We start from the raw sequence: 18,526 nt of genomic DNA on the forward strand, positions 1-18,526 counted from the left end.
GGTGGCGGGCCCGGGTGGTGTGGTGGGTCAGTGGACGGAGACGGGGTCGTTCTCGTCTTCGTCGCGGGTGGTCTGGTCGGGGTGCTGGTGGTGGAGTGAGGCGCCCTCGACGTCGACGTCGGGCAGGAGGCGGTCCAGCCAGCGGGGCAGCCACCATGCCTGGTCGCCTGCCAGGTGCATCAGTGCGGGGATGAGGTACATGCGGACGACGAAGGCGTCGATGAGGACGCCGAAGGCCAGGGCGAAGCCGATGGGGCGGATCATGGCGGTGTGGGAGAAGATGAACCCGCCGAAGACGGAGACCATGATGATGGCGGCGGCGGTGACGACGGAGCGTCCGGCCTTGAGGCCCTGGCCGACGGCGGCGCGTGCCGGGGTGCCGTGGGCGTAGGCCTCGCGCATGCCTGAGCCGATGAAGAGCATGTAGTCCATGGCCAGGCCGAAGAGGACGCCCACGAGGATGGTGGGCAGGAAGTTCAGGATCGGGCCGGGGGTGTGGACTCCGAAGACCTCGGAGAGCCAGCCCCACTGGTAGATGGCCACGACGCCGCCCAGGGCGGCGAAGAAGGACAGGATGAAGCCGGTGGTGGCGATGAGGGGGACGAACACCGACCGGAACACCAGGACCATGATGATCAGGGACAGGCCGATGACCACGGCGAGGTAGGCGGGCAGGGCGTCGGCGAGCTTGTCGGAGATGTCGATCTTGCCGCTGGCCTGGCCGGCGACGGAGATGTCGAAGCCGCCGTCCAGTGGTGACATGGAGCGTAGGTGGTGGACGAGCTGTTCGGTGGAGGCGCTGGTGGGGCCTTCGGCGGGCAGGATCTGGAAGGCGGTCAGCGCCTGGTCGTCAGAGGTGCCGATGGGTGCGATGGCCACGACGTCGTCGAGGGCGTGGATCTGTTCGGCGATGTCGGCCTGGTGTTGGAGGAGTTCGGTGTCGTCTTGGGTGGGGGGCAGGTCGGCGACGAGCAGGAGCGGGCCGTTGGTTCCGGGGCCGAACTTGTCGGCGACGGTGGTGTAGGCCTGGTAGGCGCTGGTGCCGGGTTCTTCTGAGGAGCCGTCGGGGATGCCCAGGCGCAGGTCCAGGGCGGGGAGGGCCACGGCGATGAGGGCGGCAGCGGCGACCAGGACGCGCAGGAGTGCGGCCGGGGTGGACAGGGCGGGGGCGGTGGGTGCGGTGTGGTCGTCGGGGGTTGCGGCTTGGGCGCGGGTGCGTTCGCTGCGCTTGAGGATGCGGGTGCCGAGCAGGCCCAGGAGCGCGGGGGTGAGGGTGGTGGCGACCAGGACGGCGATGACGATGCACAGGGCGCCGACGGTGCCCATGAGGCCGAGGAAGGGGATGCCGGTGATGTTGAGGGCGAGCAGGGCGATGAAGACGGTGGTGCCGGCGAAGACGACGGCGTTGCCGGAGGTGCCGTTGGCCAGGGCGATGGAGGTGGGGACGTCGGTGCCGCGGAGGAGTTGGCGGCGGTGGCGGTGGACGATGAAGAGGCTGTAGTCGATGCCTACGGCCAGGCCGAGCATGATGCCTAGGACGGGGGTGACGGAGACCATCTCGACGGCGCCGGAGAGGGCGAGGGTGCCGAGGGCGCCGATGCCGACGCCGGTGAGGGCGGTGGCCAGGGGGAGGCCGGCTCCGGCGAGGGTGCCGAGCATGATGATGAGGACGGTGGCGGCGACGAGGAGGCCGATGATCTCTCCGGTGCCGATGAGGCCGCCCAGGGGGGCGCTGAGGTCGGAGGAGTAGTCGGTGTCGATGCCGTCGAGGGGTTGTTCGTCGAAGAGGTCGACGACGCTCTGCTTGGTGTCCTCGGCGACGTCGAGCATGGGGTCGGTGAAGACGACGGAGGCGACGGCGGTGGTGTCGTCGTCGGAGACGGTCTGGATCTGGGCGGCCATGTCCATGAGGGACTGGCCCAGGTCGAGTTGCTGTTCCTGGGTGTCGAGTTCTTCGAGTTGTTGCTGGAGTTCGGCCTGTTGGGCGTCGAGTTCGGCTTCGAGGTCGGGCAGGGTGCCGGCGGCTTCGGCTTGGGTGCGTTGGGTCTGGATTCCTTGGAGGCCCTGTTCGATCTGTTGGCGGCCCTGGTCGAGTTCGGTGCGGCCGGTGGCGAGTTCGTCGGCTTCGGCGGTGCGTTGGGCCTGGGTGGTGAAGGGGTCGATGGTGGTCTCGACGCCGTCGAGGTCGGCGGCCTGGGTGAGGCGGTCGCTGATGGCCTGTCGCTGTTGTTCGGTGAGGGGGGTGTCGTCGCTGGTTTGGAAGACGATGCTGGCGGTGCCTCCGGCGGCTCGGGGCATTTGTTCTTCGAGGCGTTGGGTGACCTGGGCTGTGGGTGTGCCGGGGATGGTGAAGGTGCTGGCCAGTGCGCCGGAGCCCAGGACGTAGCCGGTGGCGGCCAGGGCCAGGAGGGCGATCCACGCGGTGATGACGGTGGCGGGCCGCCGTGCGGCCCAGCGGCCGAGGCGGTAGAGCAGTGTTGCCATGGTGGTCCTTGGTGGTGGGTGGGTGGGGTCAGTGGTCGAAGCCGTGGCGGAGCCGGGTGAGGAGTTGTTCGACCAGGGCGTTCCACAGGGCGCGGGAGTGGTCGGTGTCGGTGGCGCCGGTCTGGTGGGCCCAGTGGCTGTAGAGGGTGCTGACGCCGATGATCACGGTGTTGACGAGGAGTTGGGTCTCCAGGGGGTCGGGGTGGGGGCGTTGGCGGGTGATGGCGTCGGTGAGGCGTTGGCTGAGGGCGGTGAACACCCGTGGCATGAGGGGGGCCTGTGCGGGGGTGGCGGTGCCTTCCATGGCGCGGGTGAGGTAGGCCATGGCGGGGACGAGGTCGGTGCGGCGCAGGGCGGCGGCGAGGTCGTCGAAGGCGGTGGGGTGGTGGTCGGGGGTGTGGGCGGTCAGGGTCAGGTAGTCGGTGACCAGGGTGTCGAGGCGGTCGGCGCACACCTCGATGAGGACGTCGGATGTGGAGGGGAAATGGTTGAAGACGGTGCGGCGGGCGACGTCGGCGCGTGCGGCGAGCTGGTCGGCGGTGAAGCGGCCTGAGCCGTGTTCGTGGAGGAGGGCGGCCGCGGCGTCGATGATGGCGCGGCGGTGGCGTTCTTTGAGGGCGGTGCGGCGGTCCTCGCTGTGGGGTGGCGCGGTCACATTTCGACATTATGTGCATGAATGCACTGAGTGCACGCGGTGGGGGATGGTGTGCGTCACAGGCGCGCCATGCTCCGCTGTGCACCGGGCCGGGACCCCCGCCTGGGCCTGGCCGCGGAAGGTGGGGGTTCTGGTGGAGCTGGTGGTGGCGCGGGGCGAGCCGGCGGCCGGGGGGCGCATGGGCGGCGACGCCGTTCGCAGTGGTGGATCCGGCTGAGCGCCTGGCCGCCCCGCGCGTTCACCCCGGCGGCGTGGGTGCGGCGCCGGTGAAGCGTTGCGACCCGCCTGCGGGGCGGCGCGGTCGGGTGCTGCCGCTGGCCGGGCGGGGGCCGCTGCCGGAGGGGTGCGGTGTGCTGTGGGTCCCGCGCCCGGTTGAAGGGGAGCCCGCCTCAGGCCTGGACGTAGTCGGCCAGGTGCCGTGCGGTGAGGGTGGCGCGGGAGGCGACCAGGTCGGCTGGGGTGCCTTCGAAGACGATGCGGCCGCCGTCGTGGCCGGCGCCGGGGCCCAGGTCGATGATGTGGTCGGCGTGGGCCATGACGGCCTGGTGGTGTTCGATGGCGATGACGGTGGCGCCGGAGTCGACGAGGCGGTCGAGCAGGCCCAGGAGTTGGTCGACGTCGGCCAGGTGCAGGCCGGTGGTGGGTTCGTCGAGGATGTAGACGTCGCCTTGGCCGGCCATCTGGGCGGCGAGTTTGATGCGTTGGCGTTCGCCGCCGGAGAGGGTGGTCAGGGGCTGGCCGAGTTTGAGGTAGCCCAGGCCGACGTCGGACAGGCGGGTGAGGATCTTGTGCGCGGCGGGGGTGCGGGCCTCTCCTGCGGCGAAGAACTCCTGGGCTCGGGACACGGACATGGCCAGGACCTGGCTGATGTCGCGGCCGCCCAGGCGGTGTTCGAGGACGGAGGCCTGGAAGCGCTTGCCTTCGCATTCTTCGCACGGGGTGGCCACGCCGGCCATCATGGCCAGGTCGGTGTAGAGCACTCCGGCGCCCTTGCAGGTGGGGCAGGCGCCTTCGGAGTTGGCGCTGAACAGGGAGGGTTTGACGCCGTTGGCCTTGGCGAAGGCCTTGCGGACGGGGTCGAGCAGCCCGGTGTAGGTGGCGGGGTTGGATCGGCGTGATCCGCGGATGGCGCTCTGGTCGACGGTGATGACGCCTTCGCGGCCCGAGAGTGAGCCGTGGATGAGGGAGCTCTTGCCCGAGCCGGCCACGCCGGTGACGACGGTGAGCACGCCCCGGGGGATGTCGGTGTCGACGCCGTGCAGGTTGTGGGTGCGGGCGTCGCGGATGGGCAGGGTGCCGGCGGGGGTACGCACCTTGTCCTTGAGGGCGGCGCGGTCGTCGAGGTGGCGGCCGGTGAGGGTGGCGCTGGCGCGCAGTCCGTCGACGGTGCCTTCGAAGCAGACGGTGCCGCCCGCGGTTCCGGCGCCGGGGCCCAGGTCGACGATGTGGTCGGCGGCGGTGATGACCTCGGGCTTGTGTTCGACGACCAGGACGGTGTTGCCCTTGTCGCGCAGTTGGCGCAGGAGGTCGTTCATGCGCTGGATGTCGTGGGGGTGCAGTCCGCTGGTGGGTTCGTCGAAGACGTAGGTGACGTCGGTGAGGGAGGAGCCCAGGTGGCGGATCATCTTGGTGCGCTGGGCCTCGCCGCCGGAGAGGGTGCCGGCGGGGCGGTCCAGGGAGAGGTAGCCCAGGCCGATGTCGACGAAGGAGTCCAGGGTGCGGGTCAGGGTGGCCAGCAGGGGGGCGACGGAGGGTTCGTCGAGTGCGCGCACCCACGCGGCGAGGTCGTTGATCTGCATGGCGCAGGCGTCGGCGATGCTGACGCCGTCGATCTTGACGGAGCGGGCGGCGGGGTTGAGGCGGGTGCCCTCGCAGTCGGGGCAGTCGGTGAAGGTGATGGCGCGGTCCACGAAGGCGCGGATGTGGGGCTGCATGGCTTCGCGGTCCTTGGACAGGAACGACTTGGTGATCTTGGGGATCAGGCCCTCGTAGGTGACGTTGATGCCTTCGACCTTGATCTTGGTGGGTTCCTTGTGCAGGAGGTCGTCGAGTTCGCGGGGGGTGAATTCGGCGATGGGCTTGTCGGGGTCGAAGTAGCCGCAGCCGCGGAAGATGCGGCCGTACCAGCCGTCGGGACTGTAGGTGGGGACGGTGAGGGCGCCTTCGTTGAGGGATTTGTCGCGGTCGTAGAGCTGGGTGTGGTCGAAGTCGGTGATCGAGCCGCGGCCCTCGCAGCGCGGGCACATGCCGCCGGTGATGTGGAAGTCGCGGCGTTCCTTGACGGTCGTGCCGCCGCGTTGGAGGGTGACGGCTCCGGCGCCGCTGATGGAGGCGACGTTGAAGGAGAAGGCTTGGGCGGAGCCGATGCGGGGTCGGCCGATGCGGCTGAACAGGACGCGCAGCATGGCGTTGGCGTCGGTGGCGGTGCCGACGGTGGAGCGGGGGTCGGCGCCCATGCGTTCCTGGTCGACGATGATGGCGGTGGTCAGGCCGTCGAGCAGGTCGACGTCGGGGCGGGCCAGGGTGGGCATGAAGCCCTGGACGAAGGTGCTGTAGGTCTCGTTGATCATGCGTTGGGACTCGGCGGCGATGGTGGCGAACACCAGGGAGCTCTTGCCTGAGCCGGAGACGCCGGTGAAGACCGTCAGGCGGCGTTTGGGCAGTTCGACGCTGATGTCCTTGAGGTTGTTCTCGCGGGCGCCGTGGACGCGGATCAGGTCGTGGCGGTCGGCGGGGTGGGGCGTGCTCATCGTGGTCTCCGTGGTCTGGGATGCGGTTTCCGGCTCTCGGGGGGCCGCGGCGGGTGCGGCCCCCCGGTCGCGGTTCAGGGCCGTTGCTGGATGCGGATCAGGTTGCCGGCGGGGTCGCGGACGGCGCAGTCGCGGATGCCGTAGGGCTGGTCGGTGGGTTCCTGGACGATCTCGGTGTCGGTGGCCTGGAGTGCGTCGAAGGCGGCGTCGAGGTCGGCGGTGGCCAGGAGGAGGCTGGCGTAGGTGCCCTTGGCCATCATCTCGGCGATGGTGCGGCGTTCGGCGTCGGTGGTGCCGGGGGCGGCTCCGGCGGGTGTGAGGACGATGGAGGTGTCGGGCTGGCCCGGGGGGCCGACGGTGAGCCAGCGCATGCCGCCGTAGCCGACGTCGTTGCGGACTTCGAAGCCGAGGGTGTCGCGGTAGAAGGCCAGGGCGGTGTCGGGGTCGTCGTGGGGCAGGAAGCTGGCGTGGATGTTGATGTCCATGGCGGTCAGCGTAGGTGGGGGCGTGCGGTGGGTGCTTCTCGATTCCTGATCGGTCGGGTGACCTGGTGGGCCAGGCACGGGGGGATGCCGTCGGTGGTGGGGGCGGCGTGGTCGCGGTAGGCGCTGGGGGTGGTGCCGACCAGTTCGGTGAAGCGGGTGCTGAAGGTGCCCAGGGAGGAGAAGCCGACGGTGAAGCACACCTGGGTGACGGTGAGGTCGCCGCGGCGCAGCAGGGTCATGGCGCGTTCGATGCGGCGGGTCATGAGGTAGGCGTAGGGGGATTCGCCGTAGGCGCGGCGGAAGAGGCGGCTGAGGTGTCCGGCGGACATGTGGGCGCCGCGGGCGAGGTCTTCGACGTTGAGCGGCTGGGCGTGGTCGCGGTCGATGCGGTCGCGGACGCGGCGCAGGCGGGCGAGGTCGGCCAGGTGCGGTGCGGGGGCGGTTCGGGTGCTCACCTGCGTCATCGTGTCACGGGGTGGGGACGGTGGGGGTGCGCTGCGGTGTGGTCGGGTTCGGGTAACGGTGGGTTTCGGGGGGCTTGCCGTGTTTGTGATGTGGTTCTGGCACACTCGTACGGGTCTTTCCTTCTGAAGGGGCTCCCCCATGGATGTTTTCCCCCTGCCTGTGTGGTGGGTGATCGCTGCGGCCGCGGTGGCCGTCACGGCCCTGGCTGTGGCCGCGATGCGCCGGGCCGGGTCCCGTCGGCGCCCCGGTGAGGGCGGTGCGGTCCGCGGGTCGGGGGGGTCCCTGCCCGGGGGGTACGTGGTGGCCACGGCGGTGATCGCGGTGGTGGCGCTGGCGCTGATCCTGGTGGCGTTCACCATGAGCTATGCGGCGCTGTACCAGGCGGCCACGTGGCTGGAGGATACGCAGTTGCGGGCGATCAACGGGGGGGACCTGCGGTTCCTGTTCCCGCTCGGGATCGATGCGGTGATCGTCTACTTCCTGGCGATGGACCTTTTGATGGAGTGGCAGGGGCGGCGCCATCCGCTGAACCGGTGGGCGGCCTACACTTTGTCGGCGATCACGATCGTGTTGAACGTGTCGCAGGGTGAGGAGACGACGGCGTCGTATCTGGGGCACGCGGGCCCGCCGGTGGTGATCATCCTGATCGCCGAGGGTGTGGCGGCGTGGGTGCGGCATCTGGCTGGTTTGGCGCACGGACAGGCGGCGGACCGGATCCCGGTGGGCCGGTGGGTGGCCCATCCGGTGTCGACGGCGCGGGTGGCGCGGTTGATGCTGGGGTGGGGGATCGGTTCGTATCCGCAGGCGCTGGAGCGCGAGCAGCGCCGCCAGTTGGCCTATGCGATGCTGCGTGAGCAGTACGGGCGGGCGTGGCGGCGGCGTACGCCGCGGCATCTGCGGTGGATGCTCGACAACGGCTACGAGTTGGACACCGCCTATGAGCTGACGCGGGCGATGACGGTTTCGGCGGTGGCGATGACCGCCGACGAGGTGGCGGTGCTGTCGGGTCGGCGGCCCGCGGTGGCGGCTGAGCGGCGGTCCGAGCCGGCCGCGCCCGGGGGCGAGGGGCCCGAGCCGAGCAGGGCTCCGGTGCGCCGGGAGCCTCCCCGGCGGGTGCAGGAGCCCGCAGGGGAGGTGGAGCGGCCCCGTGAGCGTGTTCGGGAGCGGGGTGCCGCTGCCGAGGAGGCTGCGGCGGAGCAGGCGGGGCTGTCTCCGGAGGAGAAGCGCCAGAGGGTGCGCGATCTGGTGCGTGAGCGGCCCGGGATCACCGATGCCGAGTTGGCGGCCTCCATCGGTGCCTCGCGGCGCACCGCGCGCCGCTACCGGGACGAGCTGTCTGCGCAGGAGGGTGCGGGCGGCGGCGCGGATCCGGCGTCGGTGTCGGCGGTGACGAGCAGCTGGCCCAAGGTGGAGCAGCCCGTCTCCCAGCGGTGAGCGGCCGGGCTCTACTCCTGGGTGTCGAAGCGGGTGCGGGCGCGTTCGATGGCGCTGCGGTGGCGGGCGCTCCAGCGCAGGAGTTCCTCCACGGGTGCGCGCAGGGTCTTGCCCAGGGGTGTGATGGCGTATTCGACCGCCACGGGGCGGGTGTGGACGATGGTGCGTTCGACGATGCCGTTGCGTTCGAGGCGGCGCAGTGTGGTGGTGAGGGATTTCTGTGTGACGGCGGGGATGGCGCGGCGCAGCTGGTTGAAGCGGCAGGGGTTCTCGCACAGGCGGTTGAGGACCTCCATGGACCATGTGTCGAGGATGTGGGCGAGGAGTTCGCGGTGCTCGGCGGTGATGTGCAGCGGTGGGGTGGTATCGGTCATGACACCTGGTTCCGTTGAAGTGACTTTCGGATACAAGGTATCAAAGGGATACTTGTAAGCGAAGGTTCGAAGGAGCTGGTGATGGCTGTTCGACTGCTCTCCCCCGAGGGCATGGCCCACCCCGTCCCCTACCACCACGTGGCGGTCGGCACGGGCACCCGGCAGGTGCACGTCAGCGGCCAGGTCGGCGGGGCCGACGGCGGCCTGGCCGCTCAGACGGCCCAGGCGCTGCGCAACACCGCCAGAGGTCTGGCGGGGGCCGGCGCGGGTATGGCCGACGTGGTGCGCCTGACGTTCTACGTCGTGGGGTGGCGGCCCGAGCAGATGGCGGCGTTCATGGACGGTGTCGAGCGGGCCGCCGGGGAATTGGGGATGCCGCGCCCGATGCCCCCGGCGTCGCTGATCGGGGTGGAGTCCCTCTTCGAGCCCGGTGTCCTGGTGGAGGTGGAGGCGACCGCCGTCCTGGACTGATCACGGCGGTGGCGGGAATGTGGGGGGGGCGGGCCGTGAACGGCCCGCCCCCCACTGGAAGGAGAGCCTCTGTGTGCGCCCCTGCGGAAGGGCAGCCCCTGGTCGGTGACGGTGTCACCCCGGGCATCGTGCGGGTGGGCGCCACCGTGCGGCGCCCGGTGCGGCCCTTCACCGCCACGGTCCACGCCTACCTCGCCCACCTGCACCGGTCGGGGTTCACCGCCGCTCCGGTCCCGCTGGGGACCGACGGCCGGGGCCGGGAGGTGCTCACCTACGTGAGCGGCGACGTGCCCCGCGAGCCGCTGCCCGAGGCTGCGGCCGGGGAGGACGTCCTGGCCGCCCTGGCCCGCCTGGTGCGGCGTCTGCACGAGGCGAGCCAGGGCTGGGCCGCGCCGGCGGACGCGGTCTGGGGCTCTCTTCCCGGATCGTCGGCCGGTGTCCTGGATCCGCTCGGCCGAGGCCCTGAGCTGGTCGGCCGCCGCGACTACTGCCCGGGCAACGTCGTCTTCCGCCGCGGCCTGCCCGCCGCCCTGATCGACTTCGACCTGGCCCGGCCCACCACGCGCCTGGCCGAGATCGCCAACGCCCTGTACTGGTGGGTGCCTTTGCTGGACCCGCGCGACCGCGCACCGGCCTTCGTCGGCCTGGACGCGGCCCGCCGGGTCGCGGTGTTCGCCGACGCCTACGGCATGGACGGGGGCCAGCGCGCGGACCTGGTGCCGATGGCGGTGGCGATGATCGACCGCTTCCATGCGGGGCCCGTGCCGCCGCGGGCCGCGACCCGGTGTTTCGCCGCCTGTGGGAGGAGGGTGTCAGAGACCGCATGCCCCGGGCCCGGGCGTGGATCGCGCGGGAGGGCCCGGCGATCGCCGGGCGGCTGGCCGACCGCCGCTAGCGTTCTGGCGCGGCCCCTGGGCGGCGGTTGCGCTGTGGTAACGAGCCTGGGGTGCTTCGTCGCGGCGGCCACCGGCTCGGACCGGGAAAGCCGCGTGTTCGTCGCCGTTGGGCCATACCGTCGGTGTCGGTGCCGGGGAGTCCGGCCGCCCCGGAAGGAGATGTGAGCACACATGGCGATTCAGCGGATGGACAACGTCCTCATCGTGGTCGAGGACCTGGACGCCGCCATCGCGTTCTTCGTCGAGCTCGGGATGGAGCTGGAGGGCAGGGCGCCGGTGGAGGGGCCCTGGGTGGAGCGCGTCATCGGGGTGGAGGGGGTGCGGCAGGAGATCGCGATGCTGTGCACTCCTGACGGCCACGGCCGGGTGGAGCTGGCGATGTTCCACGAGCCCGAGGCGGTGGCCGCGGAGCCCGGGGAGGCCCCGGCCAACACGCTGGGGCTGCGCCGGATCATGTTCGCCGTCGACGACGTCGAGGACACCGTGGCTCGCCTGCGCCCCCATGGCGCGCGGCTCGTCGGCGGGGTGGAGCAGTACGGGGGCGTCTACCGGCTCTGCTATGTCCGTGGTCCCGAGGGGATCATCGTCGGGCTCTACGAGCAGGTCGGCTGAGGGGCTCTCGTCCCTCCCCGCCGCGGAGACCTTCAGTACAGCCCTCGCTGTATCCGTCTCGTTTTCGGTGGTCCGGGGAGGGGTGCGGTCAGTGCGCCAACGAAATGCGGGTGCCGCACGCCTCTTATGTATCAGTACATGTTGTAACACCTTATAAGGCCCGCTTATCGGAGGCCAGAAACCCGCACCCCTGGAGGGTATTTGCGTTGGCGCTTGCCTTGTTTCGTTATTAAGTAACGTTACAAACTAAACGAAATTAAGGGAGCACCGCGGCCCTGCGAACGAACGCGCACCGGGGCCGCGGCCAAAGCGGACCGTGATCCGCGAAAGCCCGATCCGTGGCCTGCGGTGCCCTTCTCCCGAGGGGCGCGGTGCGGTGCTGAAGGGAACCGGGCTGGTCCGTTACCTGCGGATAGCGGACGTGCGGCCCCAGCATGTGACCATGGCGAAGAAGAGTTCGCGGCTCAGGGGATGCTCCAGGTGGAGGAGCGCCTGGTCGTAGGTGGCGGCTGGGAGCCCGGCTGCCAGGAGTCTGGGCTTGGCCTGCTGCAAGGTCAGGGTCAGGAACCTGGTGAACCCCGCCTCGAGGCCCGCCACCGGCAGGTGGGCGCGCATGCCGATGTCGCGCAGTCCGAGGCCGGTGAATACCTGAGGGTACTGTCCAGCGCAGTGCCGGTCGGTGCCGATCTCCTCGGCGAGCATGCGCCACAGGGCTGTGACGGTGTCCCGGTAGGGCCCGTGCGGCGATGTCTCGCCGCCGACGGCGAGGGAGTCGGAGACGACCAGCAGCCCACCGGGTTTGACCCAGGAGGCCAGCCGGGGCAGCAGGCCGTTGCGCTCTCGCAAGTGCATCAGGACGAATCGTGCATGGACGAGATCGAACTGGCCGGGATGGAAGTCCGGGTCGGCGATGTCCGCTTCGATGACGTTCACGCCCTGTGCCGCCAGCGGGCCGAGAAACCGGCTGTCACGGTCGACGGCTGTGACCTGATCGGCGGTCTCGGTGACCGAGGCGAGCCAGCCGCCGAGGCTGCCTGTCCCCGCTCCGACGTCCAGGCAGGTCCACCCGGCGTTCAGGCCTAGCGCGAGCAGGTCCTGGCGGCTCGCCGGATCGAAAGCACGGGCCAGACCCTCCAAGCGCTCGCTTTCAGAGGCACAGGAAGCGGCGAAGAGGACATCGCCGTAGCACTCATTCCCTGCTGTTGTTCCCACGGTTGGCTCTCCCCCGGTCGCGGCCCTCGCGGTAGCAGCAAGGACACTACTCCAGGCGACCGGCCCGGCGCTCTGAGTTCATGTCCGCGGAAAGCCGCATGCCAGCTCAGTGCGGCTGCTGGATCGGGTGGTGGCCGCACGCAAGGCCGCCAAGGCCCAGACCTTGCACCGCCAGGTGCTCTCCCTGTCTGCGGCCAGCCACGGAGGGTCCGACGCATAGCGTTGGATTTTCCGCGAAAACTACCGGGACCCCCTTCAGGCCGGGGATGTGGTGGTACAGCGCCCCGGGGCTGGTTCCGGGCGGCTCGGCGATGGAGGCCACCGACCGGGTGCCGTGGTTCAGGACAGGTGTGTGAGCAGTTCGTCGGCCAGCGGGGCCGAGGAGGCGGGGTTCTGTCCGGTGAGCAGGGTGCGGTCGGTGACCACGTTCGGTGCCCAGGGTTCGCCCTCCTGGACGTGGAGCCCGGCCCCGGTCAGGCGGTCCTGGAGCAGCCACGGGGCGTCTTGGGCCAGACCGGCCCGGGTCTCCTCGGTGTTGGTGAAGGCGGCCACCCGGTATCCGGCGAAGGCGTTGGTTCCGTCGGGGCGAGTGGCTGCGAGCAGGGCGGCGGGGCCGTGGCAGACCACTGCCAGGGGTGTGCCCGCGTCCAGGGCGCGGGTGAGCAGGGCTCCGGAGGCGGGATCGGCGGCCAGGTCCTCCATGGGTCCGTGCCCGCCGGGGTAGAAGAGGGCGTCGAAGCCGTCGGGGTCGACCTGGTCCAGGGGGAGCGGGTGGCGGAGTTCAGTGATGGCCTCCAGCGCGCTGCGCATCGCGGTGGCGCGGTCGGGGCCGCCGGTGCTCTCGGGTGCCAGGCTCACCTGGTCGACGGTGGGGAGGGCAGCACCGGGTGTGGCGACGGTGATGCGGTGTCCGGCTTCGGTGAGTACCTGGTAGGGGGCGACGACCTCCTCGGCCCAGAAGCCGGTGGGGTGTTCGGTGCCGTCGGCCAGGGTCCAGCGGTCTGCGGCGGTGATCACGAACAGGATCTGAGCCATGGGTGGTGCGCCTTCCGGGGCGGACCCTCGCGGGTCGTCGAACGTGTGTTGAGCAGTGGTGACGGTGTCGAACCTAGGGGGTCGGCGCTGTGGGCGGCCCCTGCGCGAGCGCGTGTCTGTTATCGGTTTTCCCATGTGCGGGGACTGGGCCGGTGGCCCCGGTCGGATGCGGAGCCGCGCCGCGGTGGAGCATGGGTGTATGACGGACACATATGACGTGGCGACGGCCCGTGCGTGGGAAGCGGTCGGCGGGGCGGCGGACCTGGCGGCCGGGGTCTCCTACAGGGGGGCGGGCGATGTGCTGCCCGCGGTGCTGCCGGTGCGCGCGTTGGCGCGGGCCACGGTCGGGGCGTGCTCGCTGGCCGCGGCCGAGCTGCTGGCCGTGCGCGGTGGGGTGCCGGTTCCCCGGGTGCGGGTGGAGGAAGGGGCGGTGGCCACGGCCTTCACCAGTGAACGGCACCTGGCGGTGGAGGGGCGCGTGTCGGACCCGTTCGCGCCGTTGTCGGGTTTCTGGCGGACCGCGGACGGGTGGGTGCGCACCCACGCCAACTATCCGCACCACCGGGCCCGGCTGCTGTCGGCGCTGGGTGTGGGCGGGGCGGAGCCGGTGGAGCGGTTCGCCGGTGCTGTGGCGGAGCTGGGAGCCCGTGAGGTCCAGGAGCGGGTCTACGCGGCGGGCGGTCTGGCGGTGGCGGTGGCTTCCGGGCCCGTCCCCGGCGGCCTGCCGTTGGCGGAGGTCGAGGTGGCGGACGGGGTCGGCGTGCGGAGGCTGGCGCCGGCTGCGCTGCCCGCGGCGGGGGTGCGGGTCCTGGACCTGACCCGGGTGATCGCCGGTCCGGTGGCGACCCGCACGCTGGCACTGCTGGGGGCGGACGTGCTGCGGGTGGATCCGCCGGGGCTGGCCGAGGACGCTCGCAGCCACATCGACACCGGCCAGGGCAAGCGCTCGACCGTGTTGGATCTGGATTCGGCCGAGGGCAGGGAAGCTCTGTGGGCTCTGCTGGAGTCGGCCGACGTGGTGGTGGCGGGTTACCGGCCCGGCGCGCTGGAGCGGCGCGGGCTGGTGGCCGAGGAGCTGGTGGCCCGCTGTCCCGGCCTGGTGGTGGCGCGGTTGTGCGCGTGGGGGTGGTCGGGCCCGTGGGCGGGGCGGCGGGGTTTCGACAGCTTGGTGCAGGCGGCCTGTGGTATCGCGGCGGTCGAGGGTGGTCCGGGAGGGCGTCCGGGGGTGCTTCCCGCTCAGGCTCTGGATCACGGTACCGGGTACCTGATGGCGGCGGGGGTGCTGCGGGCGCTCACCGACCGGCAGGACGACGGCCGGGGCCGCCTGCTGCGGTTCTCGCTGGCGGGGACCGCCCACTGGCTGCTGCACGGTATCGCGCCGGTGCGGGCCGGGTCGGGCGGTTATGAGGTGGCCGACTGGTTGGCTGAGGCCTCTTCGCCCTACGGTCGGCTGCGGTACGCGCTGCCGCCCCTGGGTTATGCGGGGGTACCGGTGGACTGGGCTGCGCCCTGCAGGCGCTGGGGTGGCGACCCGGCCGTGTGGCTGTAGCCACCGCCGTGTGGCCGTGTGCCCGGAGGGGGCACACGGCGGTGTCGGGGTCAGTCCAGGGGGTTGTGGGTGTCGCGTAGCAGGCGCAGGGCGGTGGGGTACAGGCGGGTCTTGATGGTGCCCAGGGTGGGGCCGGCCTTGGTGGCCAGGGGGCGGGCGAGTTCGAGGGCGGTGGCCAGGACCTCGCCTTCGGGGGCGGTGTGGTCGACGATGGCGGCGGTGTGGGCTTCGGTGCCGCCGTAGCGGCGGGCGGTGGTCATGGCCTCGTGGGCGGTCTGGGGGGTGAGGCGGGCCTGGATGAGGGCGCTCATGCCGTGGGTGAAGGGGATGTGGATGTCGGCTTCGGGCAGGCACCAGAATCCGCGGTCGGCGCGCATGACGCGCAGGTCGTGGCAGAGGGTGAGCATGGCTCCGGCGGCGAAGGCGTGGCCCTGGACGGCGGTGACGGTGGGCAGGGGCATCGACAGCAGTCGGGCGAACAGGGCGTGGACGGTGGCGATGTAGTCGGGGCGGGCGTCGGGGTGGGCGCCGAGCCAGTCCAGGTCCAGGCCGTTGGAGAAGAATTTGCCGGTGGCAGCAGTGATGAGGGCTTTGGGGCCTTCGGCTTCGTCGACCTGGTCCAGGAGGGTGTTGACGGCGGTGAGCCAGTCGGGGTGGAAGCGGTTCTCGTCGTCGCCGAGGTCGAGGATGAGGACGTCGCCGTCGCGGTCGAGGGTGGGCATGGGGCCTCCTGGGTGAGAACCTTTTGTTACTGGTGAGTAGTTCCAGGTGGGCACACTACCGGACGCGGCCGGTGCGTCCTATCGGGGTGTCCGCCGTTCACGTGTGCCCGCGCCGAGCCTCTCACGGGGGCGGGGTCCTCATTCGGGGAGCACGCCGCCGTCGGGGACTCCTGGGGTGTGGTGCAGGTCGACGCCGTGCGGCGGGGGTCGGTCGCACGTCGAGCGCACGGACAGGGCGCGGTGGACGGTGCCGGTGGCGCGGGGGTGAGCGAGGGCACCCCTCACCCTCTCCATTTTCCTGAAAATACCTTTTTGTCACAGAGTTTTGAGTAAAGTAGAGTCTTTTGCATGAAAGAACGACTCTACTCAGTGGACGAGGTCGCCGAGCACCTGGGGCTGCACGCGCGCACCGTCCGCAACTACGTACGTGACGGGCGGCTCACCGCCGTGCGTATCGGCAAGCAGTACCGGATCACGCAGGAGGACTTGGAGGCCTTCACCGGCCGCCCGGTGCCCCCGCCCGTGCGGGAGGGCGTGCGGCGTGAGCGGCGCAGCGAGGTCTCGGCGATCGTGGAGGTCGAGGCCGTCCCGCCCGAGACGGCCCACCGCCTGACCACGCTGGTGACCGCCTCGGCCACCGGGCGGGGGCCGCAGGAGGAGCCGCTGCGAGTGCAGGCGGTCTACGACCCGGACCGGGCCCGGATGAAGGTCGTCCTCATGGGTTCCCTGGCCGACACCGCGCGGATGCTGGAGTACATCGAGGGGCTGGTGGAGGCGTGAAGGGGATCTACTCCTCCGCTCAGGGCCGCGAGCGGGTCCTGGCGCTGGGCGGGTGGACGGCGCTGGACTACGCCGTGCGCCGCCCGGAGCGGGTGGAGCGGCTGGTGCTGCTGTGCCCGGCGGGTATCGGCAGGCAGACAACGACCAGGTGGCTGCCCGGGATGCTGCTGCGGCGGCTGCTCGGTCGGCGCGGTCTGCGCCGGTCGGTGGCGCACGTGGCGGGTCTGGGCGCACCCGAGCACCGGGAGGCGCTGGACTTCACCGTGGAGGCCTTCTCCTGTTTCCGGCCGCGCACGGAGCGGCTCCCGGTCTTCTCCGACCGGGAGTTGGCGGGCCTGTCCGTGCCGGTGCAGGTGATCGTGGGTGAGCGCGACGTGATGTTCGACTCCCGCCAGACGCTGCGGCGGGTGCGCGCACACGTGGCCGGCGCCGAGGCGGTGCTGCTGCCCGGGGTGGGGCACGCGGTCCTGGGGCAGACGGAGGCGGTGGGGCGGTTCCTGCGTGCCTGAGCGGCGCCGGGTCAGATCGTGCCGGTGAGGTAGCGCTGGAGGGCGGGGGCCAGGACGGCCACGAGTTCGTCGGTCTCCAGTGAGGCGATCGGTTCGACCCGCAGGACGTAGCGGGCCAGGGCCGTGCCGATGAGGTGGGAGACGGCCAGTTCGGCGCGCAGCCGGGGCCGGTCCTGGTCCAGTGCGGGGGTGACCTTCTCCAGCAGGCGCCCCTGGAGGAAGTTCCTGAGCAGGTCGGCGCCCTGGTCGGTGGTCAGGGCGGTGCGCACCAGCGCGGCCAGCGGGGCGGCCGTGGCGGGGTCGTCCCACAGGCCCAGGTAGGTGCGGGCCAGGCGCTCACCCAGTCCGTGGGGGCCGCCGGTGAGCAGAGCGCTCTCCACGTCCGCGAACACTTCGGTGGGGATGTGCATGCTGGCGGCGAAGAGCTGGTCCTTGGTGCCGTAGAAGTGGCGGACCAGGGCGGGGTCGACGCCGGCCTGGGCGGCGATGCCGCGGAAGGTGGTGCCGGTGTAGCCCTTGGCGGCGAACTGTTCGCGCGCGGCGGCCAGGATGGCCTCCCTGGTCTGGCTGCGGCCCGGTCTGCGTCCGCCGGGCCGCTGGTTTGCGCGCCGCGGTTCGGTGGCGGCCATGGCGCCCTCCCCTCAATTCCCTGTGTGTGGAATTCTACATCCCCGCAGGTACCGGGTATCCCCGGGTGCGGGGCCGCTCCCGTCGGCCCGTTGGAAATTCCACAGGTGTTGACATCCACAAGTGTAGAATTCTACGCTTGTGGAGATAAATTGGGTCGTGTTCCAAGGACGGAGCCACCATGAACGAGACGACCACCTGCGCGATCATCGGCGGCGGGCCCGCCGGCATGGTGCTGGGCCTGCTGCTGGCCCGCGCCGGCGTGGAGGTCACCGTGCTGGAGAAGCACGCCGACTTCCTGCGTGACTTCCGCGGCGACACCGTGCACCCCACCACGCTCGACCTGCTGGACGAGCTGGGCCTGGGCGAGAGGTTCGCCGCCCTGCCCCAGAGCAGGATCGAGAGGGTCGCCTTCGACGTCGGGGGGAGCCAGGTCGTCTTCGGCGACTTCACCCGACTGCGCCGCCGCCTGTCCCACCCCTACATCGCGATGGTCCCCCAGTGGGACCTGCTCAACCTGCTGGCCGAGGCCGGCCGGGACGAACCCGCCTTCACCCTGCGCATGCGCACCGAGGCCACCTCACTGGTACGCGAGGACGGGCGCGTGTCGGGCGTGCGCTACACCGGCCCCGACGGGGAGGGCGAACTGCGTGCCGACCTGACCGTGGCCTGCGACGGCCGCTGGTCGATGGCCCGGCGCACCTCCGGACTGCCCGTGCGCGAGTTCGGCGTGGACTTCGACGCCTGGTGGTTCAAGGTCCCCGTCGAAGGCTCCGTGCTGCCCTCCCTCACCCCCAGGACCGGGCCGGGCAAGATCATGGTCGTCATCCCGCGCGAGGGCTACGCCCAGATCGCCTACCTGGGACGCAAGGGCACCGACCCGCAACTGCGCTCGCGCGGTATCGAGGCGTTCCGCCGGGACGTGGTCGAACTGATCCCCGAACTGGCCGACACCGTCGGCGAGGTCGCCTCCATGGACGACGTCAAGCACCTGGACGTGCGGCTGAACCGGCTGCGCCGCTGGCACACCGACGGCCTGCTGTGCATCGGCGACGCCGCGCACGCCATGTCACCGATGGGCGGGGTCGGCATCAACCTGGCCGTCCAGGACGCGGTGGCCACCGCCCGGCTGCTGGCCGACCCCCTGCGCCGCCGACGGGTCACTGTTCGGCGCCTGGCTGCCGTGCGCCGCCGACGGGCACTGCCCACCGTCCTCGTGCAGGCACTGCAGAAGATCCTGCACAAGCAGGTGGTGGGCCCCATCCTGGACGGTCGGCGCCCCAGCCCGCCCAAGCCGATGGTGGCCCTGGTCCGGGCCGCCCCCCGACTCTCGGCGGTGCCCGCCTACGTACTCGGTGTGGGGGTGCGCCCCGAGCGTCCGCCGCGCGGTGCCGTGCGCGACACTGCCGCCGCGCGTACGTCCGGCCCCCGCTGAAGACGCGGCGGCCGGAGCGGTGCCCGTGCCC

General features: G+C 71.3%; 19 protein-coding genes. 8 read left to right on the forward strand and 11 right to left on the reverse strand.

Annotated elements, in window-relative coordinates; all coding sequences use genetic code 11:
- Window positions 1–27: 27 nt before the first annotated feature.
- The 5 genes from B042_RS0118500 to B042_RS0118520 all read right to left on the reverse strand — a co-directional run bounded on the left by B042_RS0118500 (window position 28) and on the right by B042_RS0118520 (window position 6,838).
- Entirely contained in the window at window positions 28–2,484 is a 2,457-nt protein-coding gene (locus tag B042_RS0118500) for an MMPL family transporter (RefSeq protein WP_028649580.1), read from the reverse strand.
- Window positions 2,485–2,512: 28 nt separating this feature from the next.
- The gene (locus tag B042_RS26960; RefSeq protein WP_028649581.1) at window positions 2,513–3,139 is read right to left on the reverse strand and encodes a TetR/AcrR family transcriptional regulator; all 627 of its coding nucleotides are present in this window, start codon (window positions 3,137–3,139) and stop codon (window positions 2,513–2,515) included.
- A 389-nt stretch (window positions 3,140–3,528) separates the two neighbouring features.
- Window positions 3,529–5,889, reverse strand: a complete 2,361-nt coding sequence (locus B042_RS0118510; protein WP_028649582.1) for an excinuclease ABC subunit UvrA — start codon at window positions 5,887–5,889, stop codon at window positions 3,529–3,531.
- A gap of 74 nt (window positions 5,890–5,963) precedes the next feature.
- Window positions 5,964–6,374: a VOC family protein gene (locus B042_RS0118515; RefSeq protein WP_028649583.1), complete on the reverse strand. Its 411-nt coding sequence runs from the start codon at window positions 6,372–6,374 to the stop codon at window positions 5,964–5,966.
- A gap of 5 nt (window positions 6,375–6,379) precedes the next feature.
- Complete coding sequence (locus B042_RS0118520) at window positions 6,380–6,838, reverse strand: helix-turn-helix transcriptional regulator (RefSeq protein ID WP_197024359.1); 459 nt, start codon at window positions 6,836–6,838, stop codon at window positions 6,380–6,382.
- A 139-nt stretch (window positions 6,839–6,977) separates the two neighbouring features.
- Between B042_RS0118520 and B042_RS0118525 the strand changes: the two genes are divergently transcribed.
- Entirely contained in the window at window positions 6,978–8,273 is a 1,296-nt protein-coding gene (locus tag B042_RS0118525; protein ID WP_028649585.1) for a DUF2637 domain-containing protein, read from the forward strand.
- 11 nt (window positions 8,274–8,284) lie between these two features.
- On the opposite strand, the gene B042_RS0118530 is transcribed toward B042_RS0118525, so the two are convergent.
- Complete coding sequence (locus B042_RS0118530) at window positions 8,285–8,647, reverse strand: helix-turn-helix domain-containing protein (RefSeq protein WP_028649586.1); 363 nt, start codon at window positions 8,645–8,647, stop codon at window positions 8,285–8,287.
- Window positions 8,648–8,728: 81 nt separating this feature from the next.
- On the opposite strand from B042_RS0118530, the gene B042_RS0118535 reads away from it, so the two are divergent.
- From B042_RS0118535 to B042_RS0118545, 3 genes are all read left to right on the forward strand, one after another.
- On the forward strand, window positions 8,729–9,118 hold the full coding sequence (locus B042_RS0118535) for a RidA family protein (protein ID WP_028649587.1): 390 nt from the start codon (window positions 8,729–8,731) through the stop codon (window positions 9,116–9,118).
- Window positions 9,119–9,189: 71 nt separating this feature from the next.
- On the forward strand, window positions 9,190–10,179 hold the full coding sequence (locus B042_RS23840) for a phosphotransferase enzyme family protein (RefSeq protein WP_051415779.1): 990 nt from the start codon (window positions 9,190–9,192) through the stop codon (window positions 10,177–10,179).
- A 21-nt stretch (window positions 10,180–10,200) separates the two neighbouring features.
- Complete coding sequence (locus B042_RS0118545) at window positions 10,201–10,626, forward strand: VOC family protein (protein WP_028649588.1); 426 nt, start codon at window positions 10,201–10,203, stop codon at window positions 10,624–10,626.
- A gap of 402 nt (window positions 10,627–11,028) precedes the next feature.
- Here B042_RS0118545 and B042_RS0118550 read toward each other — a convergent pair whose 3' ends face one another.
- Window positions 11,029–11,838 carry a bifunctional 2-polyprenyl-6-hydroxyphenol methylase/3-demethylubiquinol 3-O-methyltransferase UbiG gene (locus B042_RS0118550; protein ID WP_028649589.1) on the reverse strand — a complete coding sequence of 270 codons (810 nt, stop codon included), beginning with the start codon at window positions 11,836–11,838 and terminating at the stop codon, window positions 11,029–11,031.
- Between the two features lie 339 nt (window positions 11,839–12,177).
- Window positions 12,178–12,873 carry a type 1 glutamine amidotransferase domain-containing protein gene (locus B042_RS0118560; RefSeq protein WP_028649590.1) on the reverse strand — a complete coding sequence of 232 codons (696 nt, stop codon included), beginning with the start codon at window positions 12,871–12,873 and terminating at the stop codon, window positions 12,178–12,180.
- 199 nt (window positions 12,874–13,072) lie between these two features.
- Here B042_RS0118560 and B042_RS0118565 point away from each other — a divergent pair, with 199 nt between their 5' ends.
- On the forward strand, window positions 13,073–14,422 hold the full coding sequence (locus tag B042_RS0118565; protein ID WP_028649591.1) for a CoA transferase: 1,350 nt from the start codon (window positions 13,073–13,075) through the stop codon (window positions 14,420–14,422).
- 50 nt (window positions 14,423–14,472) lie between these two features.
- Here the strand turns inward: B042_RS0118565 and B042_RS0118570 are convergent, their stop codons facing one another.
- On the reverse strand, window positions 14,473–15,144 hold the full coding sequence (locus B042_RS0118570; RefSeq protein ID WP_028649592.1) for an enoyl-CoA hydratase-related protein: 672 nt from the start codon (window positions 15,142–15,144) through the stop codon (window positions 14,473–14,475).
- A gap of 138 nt (window positions 15,145–15,282) precedes the next feature.
- On the reverse strand, window positions 15,283–15,438 hold the full coding sequence (locus B042_RS25915) for a hypothetical protein (RefSeq protein WP_155989208.1): 156 nt from the start codon (window positions 15,436–15,438) through the stop codon (window positions 15,283–15,285).
- 54 nt (window positions 15,439–15,492) lie between these two features.
- Here B042_RS25915 and B042_RS0118580 point away from each other — a divergent pair, with 54 nt between their 5' ends.
- Both B042_RS0118580 and B042_RS23845 read left to right on the forward strand, forming a co-directional pair.
- A complete protein-coding gene (locus B042_RS0118580; RefSeq protein ID WP_028649593.1) occupies window positions 15,493–15,924 on the forward strand; it encodes a helix-turn-helix domain-containing protein in 432 nt (143 codons plus the stop codon).
- Complete coding sequence (locus B042_RS23845; RefSeq protein ID WP_051415781.1) at window positions 15,921–16,433, forward strand: alpha/beta fold hydrolase; 513 nt, start codon at window positions 15,921–15,923, stop codon at window positions 16,431–16,433. Before B042_RS0118580 ends, B042_RS23845 begins: the two co-directional genes overlap by 4 nt.
- 11 nt (window positions 16,434–16,444) lie before the next feature.
- On the opposite strand, the gene B042_RS0118590 is transcribed toward B042_RS23845, so the two are convergent.
- The gene (locus B042_RS0118590; RefSeq protein WP_028649594.1) at window positions 16,445–17,062 is read right to left on the reverse strand and encodes a TetR/AcrR family transcriptional regulator; all 618 of its coding nucleotides are present in this window, start codon (window positions 17,060–17,062) and stop codon (window positions 16,445–16,447) included.
- A 179-nt stretch (window positions 17,063–17,241) separates the two neighbouring features.
- On the opposite strand from B042_RS0118590, the gene B042_RS0118595 reads away from it, so the two are divergent.
- Entirely contained in the window at window positions 17,242–18,495 is a 1,254-nt protein-coding gene (locus tag B042_RS0118595) for an FAD-dependent oxidoreductase (protein ID WP_028649595.1), read from the forward strand.
- Window positions 18,496–18,526: the final 31 nt, after the last annotated feature.

The organism is Nocardiopsis sp. CNT312, assembly GCF_000515115.1.
GTDB lineage: Bacteria > Actinomycetota > Actinomycetes > Streptosporangiales > Streptosporangiaceae > Nocardiopsis.